Origin of the sequence: Caballeronia sp. LZ029 (assembly GCF_031451275.1) — a bacterium.
Lineage (GTDB): Bacteria > Pseudomonadota > Gammaproteobacteria > Burkholderiales > Burkholderiaceae > Caballeronia > Caballeronia jiangsuensis.
Map to the genome: position 1 here is coordinate 205,913 of NZ_JARUXO010000002.1, position 12,873 is coordinate 218,785.

At 62.4% G+C, this 12,873-nt stretch carries 12 protein-coding genes; 8 read left to right on the forward strand and 4 right to left on the reverse strand.

Annotation, left to right across the window (positions count from 1 at the left end):
• Positions 1–37: 37 nt before the first annotated feature.
• Positions 38–871: a 3-keto-5-aminohexanoate cleavage protein gene (locus tag QCE73_RS15940; RefSeq protein WP_035498177.1), complete on the forward strand. Its 834-nt coding sequence runs from the start codon at positions 38–40 to the stop codon at positions 869–871.
• A 48-nt stretch (positions 872–919) separates the two neighbouring features.
• On the forward strand, positions 920–1,741 hold the full coding sequence (locus QCE73_RS15945) for an IclR family transcriptional regulator (RefSeq protein WP_309882241.1): 822 nt from the start codon (positions 920–922) through the stop codon (positions 1,739–1,741).
• A gap of 55 nt (positions 1,742–1,796) precedes the next feature.
• Here QCE73_RS15945 and QCE73_RS15950 read toward each other — a convergent pair whose 3' ends face one another.
• Positions 1,797–2,546 (reverse strand): IclR family transcriptional regulator, encoded by a 750-nt coding sequence (locus QCE73_RS15950; protein WP_309882243.1) that lies wholly within the window; start codon positions 2,544–2,546, stop codon positions 1,797–1,799.
• 228 nt (positions 2,547–2,774) lie between these two features.
• Between QCE73_RS15950 and QCE73_RS15955 the strand changes: the two genes are divergently transcribed.
• From QCE73_RS15955 to QCE73_RS15975, 5 genes are read left to right on the forward strand one after another with little or no spacing between them, the layout of a single operon-like run.
• A complete protein-coding gene (locus QCE73_RS15955) occupies positions 2,775–3,923 on the forward strand; it encodes a CaiB/BaiF CoA-transferase family protein (RefSeq protein ID WP_187609091.1) in 1,149 nt (382 codons plus the stop codon).
• Positions 3,920–4,648: an enoyl-CoA hydratase/isomerase family protein gene (locus QCE73_RS15960; RefSeq protein WP_309882245.1), complete on the forward strand. Its 729-nt coding sequence runs from the start codon at positions 3,920–3,922 to the stop codon at positions 4,646–4,648. Before QCE73_RS15955 ends, QCE73_RS15960 begins: the two co-directional genes overlap by 4 nt.
• 12 nt (positions 4,649–4,660) lie before the next feature.
• Positions 4,661–5,494 (forward strand): CoA transferase, encoded by an 834-nt coding sequence (locus QCE73_RS15965; protein WP_309882246.1) that lies wholly within the window; start codon positions 4,661–4,663, stop codon positions 5,492–5,494.
• Entirely contained in the window at positions 5,487–6,221 is a 735-nt protein-coding gene (locus QCE73_RS15970; RefSeq protein ID WP_035498166.1) for a CoA-transferase subunit beta, read from the forward strand. The genes QCE73_RS15965 and QCE73_RS15970 overlap by 8 nt, the downstream gene beginning before the upstream one ends.
• A 12-nt stretch (positions 6,222–6,233) precedes the next feature.
• Positions 6,234–7,769: a class I adenylate-forming enzyme family protein gene (locus tag QCE73_RS15975; RefSeq protein WP_309882250.1), complete on the forward strand. Its 1,536-nt coding sequence runs from the start codon at positions 6,234–6,236 to the stop codon at positions 7,767–7,769.
• Here the strand turns inward: QCE73_RS15975 and QCE73_RS15980 are convergent.
• A complete protein-coding gene (locus tag QCE73_RS15980) occupies positions 7,757–8,773 on the reverse strand; it encodes a TauD/TfdA family dioxygenase (RefSeq protein WP_309882252.1) in 1,017 nt (338 codons plus the stop codon). The two genes, QCE73_RS15975 and QCE73_RS15980, sit on opposite strands and share 13 nt — an antisense overlap.
• 156 nt (positions 8,774–8,929) lie before the next feature.
• Here QCE73_RS15980 and QCE73_RS15985 point away from each other — a divergent pair, with 156 nt between their 5' ends.
• A complete protein-coding gene (locus QCE73_RS15985) occupies positions 8,930–9,826 on the forward strand; it encodes a LysR family transcriptional regulator (RefSeq protein WP_035498164.1) in 897 nt (298 codons plus the stop codon).
• A gap of 15 nt (positions 9,827–9,841) precedes the next feature.
• Here QCE73_RS15985 and QCE73_RS15990 read toward each other — a convergent pair whose 3' ends face one another.
• Positions 9,842–11,140, reverse strand: a complete 1,299-nt coding sequence (locus QCE73_RS15990) for an MFS transporter (protein WP_035498456.1) — start codon at positions 11,138–11,140, stop codon at positions 9,842–9,844.
• A 257-nt stretch (positions 11,141–11,397) separates the two neighbouring features.
• Positions 11,398–12,837 carry a short-chain fatty acid transporter gene (locus tag QCE73_RS15995; protein ID WP_238217966.1) on the reverse strand — a complete coding sequence of 480 codons (1,440 nt, stop codon included), beginning with the start codon at positions 12,835–12,837 and terminating at the stop codon, positions 11,398–11,400.
• Positions 12,838–12,873: the final 36 nt, after the last annotated feature.

A 12,873-nucleotide genomic window follows, 5' to 3' on the forward strand; every position in this document is an offset into this window, starting at 1 on the left:
CCACTAGACCATCGTTTTCGCTCAAGAGGAGTTCCGCATGCCCTCTCCCGTCATCATCACCGTTGCCATCACCGGCGCGGTGCCGAAGAAGCGCGACAATCCCGCCGTTCCCGTCACGCCGGATCAGCAGATCGAATCGACGCACGAGGCGTTCGAGGCGGGCGCATCGCTCGTTCATATTCATGTGCGCGACGCCGACGAAAACCCGAGTTCCAATCCCGAGCTTTTCGGCCGCGTGCAGGAAGGCGTGCGCAAGCATTGCCCCGGCATGATCGTGCAGTTCTCGACGGGCGGACGTGGCCGCGAGCAGTCGGCCCGCGGTGCGATGCTGCCGCTCAGGCCGGACATGGCGTCGCTCGCCACCGGTTCGGTCAACTTTCCGAAGAACATTTATGAGAACCCGCCGGAGTTCGTGGAAGGACTCGCGAAGACGATGCTCGAACACGGCATCAAGCCCGAAATCGAGGTGTTCGATCTCGCGATGTTGTATAACGCCGCGAACCTGGTGAAGGCGGGCCTGCTCGCGCCGAACGCGCACGTGCAGTTCGTGCTCGGCGTGCCGAATGCGTTGCCCGCGCGGCGCAACGTGTTCGATTTTCTGCGTGCCGAGCTTCGCGAAGTGCTGCCCCAGGCGACGTGGGTCGCGGCCGGAATCGGGCGACATCAATGGGAGGTCAACCAGTGGTGTCTGGAGGCGGGCGGTCACTGCCGCACCGGCCTGGAGGACAACACGCGCATCGATGCGACCCGGCTTGCATCGAGCAACGCGGAACTCGTCGGCAAGATCGTCGACGCTTGCGAGCGCTTCGATCGCGTACCCGCGACGCCCCAGGAAGCGCGCGCGATCCTGAAGCTGCCGCAGGCGGCGTGAAGGGGTGCTCACGTACAATGGCCGCTTCGAGGATTCTTGCGACGCGCAATGCTGAACGTTGACCCACAGAAGCCGGAATCGACCGCGTTGAGGGCGTTTGCCGTACTCGAATACGTGGCGCATGCGAACACGCCCGTTTCCCTCGACGATGTGACCCACGCCTGCAAGCTGCCCAAGCCGACGGTGTTCCGCATCCTGTCGATGCTCTTCGAGGCCGATCTCGTCTATCGCGAACCGCTCGGCAAGCGCTATACGGTGGGCGCACGCTCGGCCGCGCTCGCGCTCGACGTGCTGCGCCATTCCACCTTGCGCTCGCAACCGCACACGGTCTTGCAGGAACTCGTGGACGCAGTGGGCGAAACCTGCAACCTGACGATCCTCGACGGCAATCAGGTGCTCTATCTCGATCGCGTCGAAACGCCGATGCCCTTGCGTCTGCATCTGGAGCCGGGCACGCGCGTGCCGCTGCACTGCACGGCGAGCGGCAAGCTCTTTCTGATGAACATGACGCAGAAGCAGATCGAGGCGCTGATCGGCAAGCCGCCGTACAAGCGCTTCACGTCGCGCACGATCACGGAGTGGGAGCCGTTGAAGGAAGAACTGGCCCGCGCACGCGAGACGGGCGTCGGCCTGCACGACAGCGAACTGTTCGACGACTCGGTGGCGATCGCCGTGCCGCTTTCCGATACCTCGGGGCGCGTGTACGCCGCGCTCGCATTACATGGACCGACGTCGCGGCTCGATATCGCGGCCTGTCTGAAGCTGTTGCCCGACTTGCGTGGAGCGGCCAGCGCCATCGCGGATGCAATGGCGCCGCTCAGCAAACAAGCCAGCCCCATGACCCAGAGCGATTCGGCCGAATTGTTGTAGGAAACGACCCGCGCCCGCTAAATACAGCGAACATCAGGCGCCAACGTCGCTCACTTCACTTGCGATATCCCATCGCCCGCGAGATGTTCAGCGCCGCATCCTGAACCGCCGGCGCGAATTCCTTCATGCGCTTGACGCTCAGGCGCTCCAACGGCCCCGAGATTCCGATGGCCGCAGCCGGAAGGCCGAACGCATCGAAGATCGGCGCGGCGACACCGCCCACACTGTCCCGCCATTCGCCACGATTGATCGCATAGCCATTCGCCGCCGCACGCGCGAGCTCGACCTTGAGCGCCTGCAAATCCGTGATGGTGGCCTTCGTATGCGCGGTGAGATCGACCAGATGCCGCGCGAGGAATTCCTGCGTCTGATGCGCGAGAAGAATCTTGCCCGTCGCAACGCAATACGCAGGCGCATGACCGCCGAGCACGGAATACGCGCGCACGGGCTGCGCGCTCTCGATCTTGTCGACATACACGACCGAGGCGCCATCGAGAATCGACAGGTGCACCGTCTCTTGCGTGAGATCGACCAGCGCACGCATATGCACGGCCGCGAACTGCCGCACGTCGATCTGCGCCATCTGCTTCGCGCCCAGCTCGAAGAGTTTGAACGTGCTGCGGTAGTTGCCCGTGGCTTCATCGCGCGTTGCATAGCCTGCGTGCGCGAGCGTTTGCAACGTGCGGTGCGTGTTGCTCTTCGTGAGCCCGACCTGCTCGGCCAGCACCGGGATCGTGACGGGCTTGCCATTCTGATCGGCGAGCGCTTCCAGCAGCATCAGGCCCTTCAGCAACGTCTTGTCCATTGTCCTAAGATTTAGGATTAAAAGCTCATTCTACACCGCGTGTAGCGCCAGGAGCCGCTTATCGATCCGGCAATCTCCCCGGTACGTGTTCACGGTCCCCTGTCACATCATCCTATTTTATAGGACGCATATATCATTTTTTGGTTTACACGCCCGGAAGATCGCGCCACAATCGAATCGACGCGCAGGAGCGCCGCCGCATGCCAACGGGATCGCCAGGGAAAACACATGGATCAGCCACTTCAAGGAATCAGGGTCATCGAGTTCTGCAACGTCGCGGCGGGGCCGTATTGCGGAATGCTGCTCGCGGACATGGGCGCGGACGTCATCAAGGTCGAGCATCCGAACGGCGGCGATACGTTGCGTGCGTGGCCGCCCATCTCCGATGGCTACAGCGAGAATTTCGCGTCTCTCAACCGCAACAAGCGCTCGGTCACGCTCGATCTGAAAAACCCCGAAGACATTCTTCAGGCGAAGTCGTTGATTCAGACAGCCGATGTCGTCATCGAGAACAATCGTCCCGGCGTGATGCATCGCCTCGGGCTCGGTTACGAGGACATTCGCGCGATGAAACCATCCATCGTCTATTGCTCGATCTCCGCGTATGGTCAGACCGGACCGCGCTCGCAGGAAGGCGGTTTCGATCTGACCGTGCAAGCGATGAGCGGCATCATGAGCATCACGGGCGAACCCGATGGTGCGCCGGTCAAGTGCGGCGTACCGCTCGCGGATTTCTCCGCTGGCCTGTATGCCGCGTTCTCGGTGACATCGGCGCTGCGCGGCGTTGCGGCAACGGGCGAAGGCACGCATATCGACGTGCCGATGCTCGGCGCGACGCTCGCCATCGCCGCGTTGCAGACGTCCGAATACTTCGGCACGGGGCGCGATCCGCAGAAACTCGGCTCGGCGCATCCGCGTAACGCGCCTTATCAGGCGTTCAAGGCGCGCGACACGTATTTCGGAATGGCTGCAGGCAATAACGCGCTGTGGGAGTCGGTGTGCAAGGTCGTGCAACGCGACGATCTCAAGGCGGACTCGCGTTATGCGACGACCACGCTGCGCGCGCAGCATCAGGTCGAATTGCGCGACACGCTGGAGGCGATCTTCGCCGCCGACGACGCCGAACACTGGATCGAGCGCTTTCGTGCGGCGGGCGTACCGTGCGCGCCGATCAACACGTATTCGCAAGTGTTGAAGGACACGCAGGTCGAGCATATGGAATGGGTGCAGCCGCTCGAATTGCCCAATGGCGTGCAGACGAAGACGTTCGCATCGCCCGTCAAATTCTCCGGTAAAACGCCTGACATTCGCCTGCGTCCGCCGGGTCTCGGTGAACACAACGCCGAGTTGCTGAAGCGCTCGGAGGTCGAGGCATGAGCGGCATCGTCGTCGAGAAAATGCCGACGCATTGGTCGATCACGCTCAATCGCCCGGACAAGCTGAATGCGTTATCTGCGAGTATCGTGGAAGAACTGATTCAGGCTTTCGACGCTGCCGATGCCGCAAAAATATCGCTCGTGACGCTGCAAGGCGAAGGCCGATGCTTCAGCGCGGGATTCGATATGAGCGACGTGCATGCGCAAAGCGAAGGCGATCTGGTGCTGCGGTTTATCCGCATCGAAACGTTGCTGAACAAGATTGCGAGCGCGTCGTGCTTCACCGTGGCGCTCGCGCATGGCAGAAATTTCGGCGCGGGTGTCGATCTGATTGCGGCGTGCAATCTGCGCGTGGCCGCGCCCGGTTCGACGTTTCGCATGCCGGGGCTGAAGTTCGGCCTCGTGCTGGGTTCGGCGCGATTCGCGCGAATCGTCGGCACGCGTGAGGCGCAGCGCATTCTCGAAACAGCCGCCACGTTCGATGTCGAACGTGCTTGTGCGAACGGGTTTATCGAGCGCGTGGCGGGTCCGGAGCAGTACGCGGATGTCGTCGCCGAAGCGGTGGAACGCGCGCACGCGTTGCCCGCCGAGAGCCGCGCCATGTTGCGACGCGCGCTGGACACCGAAGAGGCCGATACCGACCTCGCCGCGCTCGTTCGATCGGCGTCCGCGCCGGGCATTCACGAGCGCATCGAAGCGTATCTGGCGTCGTCGAAGAAGGCTTAGGAGACAACTCGCATGAGTTCGGGATTCGCAAGCAAGGACAAACAGGTCTCGCTCGCCGAACTGGTTGCGCTCGTACCCAATGGCGCGTCATTGGGCCTGGGCGGCAGCTTTCTGCATCGCGGGCCATTCGCGTTCGTGCGCGAACTGATCCGGCAGGAGAAGCGCGACATCGAGATCATCAAGCAGTCGCCGGGTTACGACATCGACATACTTTGCCGCGCGGGCGTGGCCTCGCGCGCGCGTTGCGGCATCGTCGCGATGGAAGGCAATTTCGGGCTTGCGCCTTGGTATCGGCGCGCGGTCGAGAAGGGTCATCTGAAGCTCGAAGAACACGCATGCGCGAGCCTCACCGCGGGACTGCGCGCGGCTGCCTTCGGCGTGCCGTTCATGCCGTGCGGCGGCTTGCACGGCAGCGATCTCGTGCGGATCAACGACTGGAAATGTCTCGACGATCCCTATGGCAGCGACCAGAAAACCTACGTGATTCCCGCTATTTCGCCGGACTTTGCCGTGATTCATGCATCGAGCGTGGATCGCGATGGCAACGTGCGCGTGGCCGGCACGTATCACTGGGACCGCATCATGAGCCGCGCCGCCAAAAGCGTGCTCGTCGTGGCCGAGGAACTCAGCGATACGCGCTTCGCCGATCAGCCCGAACTCACGATCGTGCCTTATTTCATGGTACAAAACTACGCGATCGTGAAGAACGGCGCATGGCCGGGCTCATGCTGGCCATCGTATGCGATCGACTATCCGGCGGTAGATGCGTATCTTCAAGAAGGCCCCGAAGCGCTCGCACGCCATATCGATGCCGCGCCCGAAGCGGAGGTTCATCGACATGGCTGAACAATGGAGCGGCTTCTCCTACATCGTCACGAATCTCGCGCGCTTCATCCGGCCGAACGAGATCACGTTCAGCGGCGTGAACTCCACGCCGCCGATGCTCGCATGTCTGCTCGCAAAGCGCGCTTATGACTGGGACTTCGTGTATATCAATGTGGCGGGCGGCGTCGATCCGTCGCCCTCTTCCATTCCGATTTCGAGCTCCGACCCATTGCTTGCGGAAGGCTCGGCCTCGATCTTCGCCAACGAGGATTTCTACGATCTCTGCACGCGCGGCCGCATGGATCTCACGTTCCTCGGCGCGGCGCAACTCGATGGCGCGGGCTGCGCGAACAACTCGTGCATCGGCGAATGGGCGCATCCGAAGGTGCGACTGCCGGGCGGCGGCGGCGGCGCGGTCATGCTGCCGACGGCCAAACGCGCCTGCACGTGGCGCACCGAGCATTCGAAACGCACGCTCGTCGCGAAGCTCGACTTCGTGACATCGTGGGGCGGCATGCATGGCGTGGTCACGCCCATCGCCGTATTCGTGAAGCGCGACGGCAAGCTTGCATTGCAATCGTGGCATCCAGAATCGAGTCTCGACGAAGTGCGCGAACGCACCGGCTTCACGTTCGATGCAAGCGACGCCGAGCCCACCGCGCCGCCGACATCGCGCGAACGTGAAGCGCTCGAATCACTCGACCCGCACGGGCAATTCGAGCGCGACGCAGCCGTTCGACTCAGGTAACGAGACGACACAGTGACGACGACCACCGCATTGCATTTCGATGTCAGACCGACGAGTCTCGCGCAAGCCTTCGAACAATACTGGCATGTGCGCAATGTGCAGAACCTTCCCGCAATCGGCGATGGCACGCGTTCGCTGACATATGCCGAACTCGCACGCGAGACCGGCAGCGTCGCGGCGCACTTGTCGGGCCGCAATGCGCGCCCCGGCGATGTCGTCGCTATCACGATGTCGCGCTCGCTCGATGCCGTCGTGTTGTTGCTCGCGGCGATTCGCGCGGGACTGTGTCCGTGCGTGTTCGAACCCAAGCTCGCACCGGACGAAGTGAGCGCGCGTCTCGTCGAAACAGGTGCACGCTTTCTCGTGCATGACGACGACAACACATCGCTCGTGAGCGAACTTGCCATTCCCTCGCATACGACGATCATCGACTTCGCGCGTCTGACGGAGCCGGCGTACTGGCCGCCTGTCGATGTCGCCGCCGATTGCCCCGCCCTTCTGCTCTTCACGTCGGGAAGCACGGGACGTCCGAAAGTCGTGCAACTCACTCAGGCCGCGCTGCTCAACAATGCACTCGGCGTGCTCGAACAAAGCGCGCTATCGAGCGACGACAGGCTGCTTCATGTCATGCCGATCTATCACACGAATGGCGTGAACAATCAGTTGTTCGCGCCGTTGCTCGCGGGCGCGAGCGTCGTGTTTTGCCCGCGTTTTCGTGCGGAAGACATGCCCGATTTGATGACGCGCTTCAGGCCGACCATCATCACCGGCGTGCCTACGATGTATTCGCGCATGCTGGCGCAGCACTTCGACGCCAGCTCGCTCGCAACGCTGCGCATGGCGCGCTGCGGCTCCGCGCCGATCACGGAAGCCTTGCACCGCGAAGTGGAAGCAAAGCTCGGTTGTCCGCTCGTGATTTCCTATGGTTTATCGGAAGCGACATGTACGAGCACGCTCAATCCGCCAACTGCGCGACGCGTGGATTCGGTCGGCAAGGTCGTGCCGGGACAGACAGTCAGGCTGCGCGCCGCCGACGACACGATGATCGATACACCGAATGTCGAAGGTGAAATCTGCATTGCGGGGCCGAATCTCATGACAGGCTATCTGGGCGCCGCCGATGAAACCTCGCGCGCGATCGTCGATGGATGGCTGCGCACCGGCGATCTCGGCCGCTTCGACGACGATGGCTATCTCTACGTGACAGGTCGCATCAAGGACGTGATCATTCGCGGCGGCGAGAACATTTCGCCGTTGCTGATCGAGAGCGTGATCGTGGCGGAAGGGAATGTCGCTGCGTGCTGTGTCGTGGGCCGCGCGGATCGCGATCTCGGTGAAGTGCCGGTTGCGTTCGTCGTGCCGAGAGACCTTACCGCGATACATGCCGAACGCGTGCAGGACGCGGTACGCAAGCGCCTTTCACGCATCTACGTGCCGCACGACGTGGTGTTTGTCGAATCGTTGCCGGAGACGGCGGTCGGCAAGGTGGATCGCAAGGCGCTCGCGTGGCGCCTTGCCAAAGGCTTCTACGATACTCAGCCGTTATAGAACCGCCGGCGAGCATCGCGAAGCCACAAACGCACGAGATGCCGCTTGCGATGCTCTTCATCGAAATCGACGAAGTTCGTGCGTCGATGTCCGCAACGCAAGTTATCGACGATCTGAATCTGGCCTGGATCGAAGAAAAACTCACGCGCCCATTGCGGTTCGCGCATGACGGCTTCGAGCGTTTCCAGTGCTTCGAGGGTCTCCTCGTCCATCTCCCGCTGCGCCATCCGATAGCCGTTGATCACATGACGATGCGACAGCCTGCACACCACACCATCGGCTTCTTTACAAAAGAGAGGATGACTGATGATAGTCGAATCGCCGGGTGCGTGCTCGCGTTGCCGATCGAACAGATACGGCCGATGCAAGCGCGCAAGCAGATGCGGATAACGCTCGATCATCTGGTTGTAGACGGTATGGAAACTGACGATACTGCTCACGCCGCCCTCCTTGGCGGGATGCAGGCACAACAGCGCGACGTAATCCGGCGGGCAGACGTTATAGCTATTGTCGGTATGAAAGTTCTGTTCCGCGTTGGTGATGTCCGGCCGCACGCCGTTGCCGGGCGGCTTGCCGAGATCGCGCACGTCATAAATCATCTTGCCGTCCCAGCTCTGCGCGACGGGACGCGACACCATCTGCGCGAGCAGCCAGTACACCGCCGTTGCTTCTTCCTTGCTCCATAATTCCATCGGCAAGCGGTCGACGATCACGAAGCCCGGCCCGTCGCTCAGCAATCGCGCCGCCTCGCGCATCATCGCGCGGCAGCGTTCGAGCGAAAAGTCGTCTGGACGCAGAAGCGGCGTGGGCAGTGGATTCGCACGCAGCGTCGCCACGACTTCATCGAGCTCGCGGCGGCACGCATCGTCGATCTTCACGATGCCGTCTTCGGGCGCGAGGCTGTCACGCGTCCACGCTATCTTGCCGGTGAAAGGCGTCATGCGTACCGCCTCGCCGAGATCGTGCGCGGCGTCTTCTTCCAGTATCATCGTTTGATCCGTCATCTCCGAGGCTCCTTTTTTGCGGCGCAATGTCGTGTGTTTTATGCCGCGATGCAAGCCAGTCTAGGGCGTGCGCGCCGCGCCGGATAGCGAGACTTTCCGATCGCGCATCATCGAAATAAGCGATGAAGTGATGCCGCCCAACCGCCATGAAGAGCAATGGACATTCGACAACTGGAGACCTTTCTGCGCATCGTGGATACGGGCAGTTTCGCCGCCGCCGCGCAAACGCTCAACGCGACGCAATCGACCGTTTCGGCGCGCATTCGCGAGCTCGAACGCTCGCTCGGCGTCGATCTGTTCGATCGCAGCCAGCATCGCGCGCGGCTCACGGCGAAGGGGCAAGACCTCGTTGTATCGGCGCGCGAGATCGTCGCGCTGGCATCGCGCGTGAGGCATCGTATCGGCGATAAAGACGCGCTCACGGGCACGGTGCGACTCGGCGTCGTGGGGCTCGTCGCGATTACCTGGCTGCCGAAGTTGATGGGCGCATTGCGCGAGCGCTATCCGAATCTCGCGGTCGTGCTCGATATGGGTCTGACGGCGACGCTCGTCGACAAGCTGCGCAACGGCGATCTCGATCTCGCGTTGGTGACAGGTCCGGTCGTGCAAAGTGGGCTTCAGGCCATTTCGCTCGGCTACGACGAATTCGTCTGGATGTGCTCGCCCGCGCTCGCCGTGCCCGCGCGCAAGCTATCGCCCGCCGAGCTCGCGACGTGGCCTGTGCTGGGCTTGTCGTCGCAATCGCATCACTATCCGGTCATCGAACGATGGTTCCGCGATGCGAACGCCGATTATCGTCCGGTCATCTCGTGCAACAACGTGCGCGTGCTCGCGGAGTTGACCGTATCGTGTCTGGGCGTGAGCCTCTTGCCACGCGCGTCGTATCACGCGGAAATTGCGGCGGGCAAGCTGCGCGTCATCGATACCGCACCGCAGATCGGTCCGGTGCAGTTCGTCGCGCTGCATCGGCATACGACGACAGATCCTATCGTCGCGGCCGTGGCCGAGCTCGCGCTGGAGACGAGCGAGTTCGAACGGCCGGGCAATGCGTGATCGCGCTGCGTCGGCTCAAGGCAACGCGGTCCGGGGCTCGCCCGAAGGCCGCGCGAACATGCGGAAGGTCGCGAACAACGCGATCAGCGCGGCGAACGAAAGCCACAACGCAGGCACCGCCCGATTCTGCGTGACCTGAATCAACGCGGTACAAATGAACGGCGTGAAGCCGCCGAAGATGGCCTGCGCGAGACTCCATACGAGCGAGAAGCCCGTGCCGCGAATGCTCGCGGGCATGATCTCCGTGAGCGCGACCACCATGCCTGCCTGATACGAGCCGTAGATCATCGCGTACCACATCTCCACGGCGAGCAAGCGCGTGAAACTGGGCGCCTGCACGAGCCATAACATCGCGGGATAGGCGGTCAGAATCACGAGCACCGCACATACGGTGAGCACGGCCCGCCGCCCGACCCTGTCCGAAATCGCGCCGACGATAGGCAGCATCGTGAAGTTGATGATGCCGACCGCCATCGTCACGAGAAAGGAATCGATGGCGGGCAGGTGAAGCACGCGCGAGCCGTATGTCGGCGTGTAAGCGGTGATGAGATTGAACATGACGGCGGTGAGCGTCACCAGCATGATCGCCCCGCCGATGAGACGCGCGTTGTCTCGCAGCGATGTAAAGATCTCCTTGCTCGTCGGATGCCGCGCGCGCGATTCGAACTCTTTCGTTTCTCGCAGACGGCGGCGAATCATGAAGAGCACGGGAATGATGAGACAGCCGATCATGAACGGAATGCGCCAGCCCCAGCTATTCATCTGTTCGGCCGTGAGCGTGAAGCGCAGGCCCACGCCGAGCACCGCTGCAAACACCACCGCCGCCTGCTGGCTCGCCGATTGCCAGCTGACGAAGAAGCCGCGCCGTCCCGGCGGCGCGATTTCCGCGAGATACACCGACACGCCGCCGAGCTCCGCGCCCGCGGAAAAGCCCTGCAACAAGCGCCCCACCACGACGATGATCGGCGCGGCAATGCCGATTGTGTCGTAGCCCGGCACGAAGGTGATCATCAACATGCCGACCGACATCAGCGCGAGCGTAAGCAGGAGGCCCGCACGCCGTCCGCGCCGGTCGATGTAGGAGCCGAGCACGAGCGCACCGATCGGCCGCATCAGAAAGCCGACGCCGAATGTAGCGAACGACAGCATCAGCGAGACGAATTCGTTGCCGCGCGGAAAGAGCGCCTGGGAGATCGAAAGCGCGTAGAAACCGTAGACGGAGAAGTCGTACATCTCCAGGAAATTGCCGCTCGTGACGCGCAAGATCGTTCGTGCCGATGCCTCGTGCGCTTTACCCGATGTGCCTGATTGCATGACGTGCGTCTCCATTTGATTCGCGCTCTCTGCTCGCAGCCTTCTTGCTCGACCACATTCTGCGACGGACCGAGCATCGTGTAAACCACATTTTGAATGTAGAGTCCTATTTTATAGGACGCATTGGCTTATCTGTCCGATACGAGCGCGCCATCTCGACGACGTTGATAGGCATCCCATCGAATGCTAAAAATGCCGATGCCCGCGCGAGTGTGAAGCGCGCGGGCATCATCGAATGGATCAGTGAAATAGCCGGACTAGGTGCCCGCCCACACCGGCACGACGAACAGATACACGAAGCCGAGCAGCGATCCCGCCGTCAGAAAGATAACCAGCGTGAAGCCCAGCACGCGCTGCACGCCGACGCCCGCAATGGCGACGACCGGAATCGCCCAGAACGGCTGCAACAGACTGCCTGCCATTTCGCCCGCGGCAATCGCCATCGACGTGCCCGGCAAGGATGCGCCGAGCTGCATGGCGGCGGGGATCGTGAACGGCCCCTGCACCGCCCAGTGACCGCCGCCGCTCGGAATGAACAACGTAATCACGCCCGATGCGAGATAGCTCAGGAACGGCAACGTCGTGCTCGAAGCAACGTGAATGTAGGCATGTGCGACAGTTTCATCGAGTGCGGTCGCGCTCATGATGCCCATGATTCCGCCATAGAACGGATACTGCAGCAACATCGGCCCCGTGACCTTCGCGGCCTCCGTCACCGCGCCGACATACCGCCGCGGGCTGCCGTGCAGACACAATCCCGCGAGCAGAAAGATAAAGATGACCGTGTTGATGTCCAGGCTCACGCCGTGACGCGTCCACTGGATTGCCAGGTAGCCCACGCCCGCGAGCACGAAAAGGAGGGCGCAGATGCGCGAGCGTTCGAGCCGGCCCGCGAAGGTCCCTGCGCGCGAATCGGCCGTATCGTCGACCTTCTTGTCTTCCGCTTCGAGCAACGCGGCGTCGGCGGCGATCACGTCTTTATCGGCGGGACGCATGAGGATGAAAACCACCGGAATCAGCACCATTGCAGCGATGCCCGCGAGCAGGTTCCATCCCGCGAACACCGTATGCGCGAGCGGCACCGCCGAGTGCGTATGTTGCTCGACGATATTGAGCGGATTGCCCGGCGACGCGATCGAGAGCGCTATCGAACTCGACATGCCGGTGAACGCCCACAACACCCATGAGCTATACGCGGCGGCCACGAGCCATGCGAAGTCCACGCGCACCTGCCGCGCGACTTGCTTGGACAACAATGCGCCGACGACCAGGCCGAAGCCCCAGTTCAGGAAGGTCGCGACAGCCCCGACGCCGAACACGAGCAGCACGGCGGAAACCGGCCCCACCGCAAGCTTGCTCACGCTGCGCAAGCCCGACTTGATGAGCGGCGCGCTCGCGAGCGCATAGCCCGTGACGAGCACGAGCACCATCTGGAACGCGAAGGTGAAGATGCCGAAAATGCCTTTGTACCAGCCGGTCAGGATCACTTCGGGCGTGCCCTTCGGTGCGAAGACGAGCGCGAGACACGCGACCATCGCCGTGAGCAGAATGACGATGACGAACGGATCCGGCATCACGCGTTCGAACAGATACACGCACGAGGACACCGCTCGCTGCAACAGGGTCTTGCCTTCGTCCGGATGATCAGGGACGGCTTGAGGCCTCACCGCCAGCGGCGGGGAATCATGGGTTTCCATCGTGTGTCTCCTGAACCGGGGTCGATGCTCTCTCGT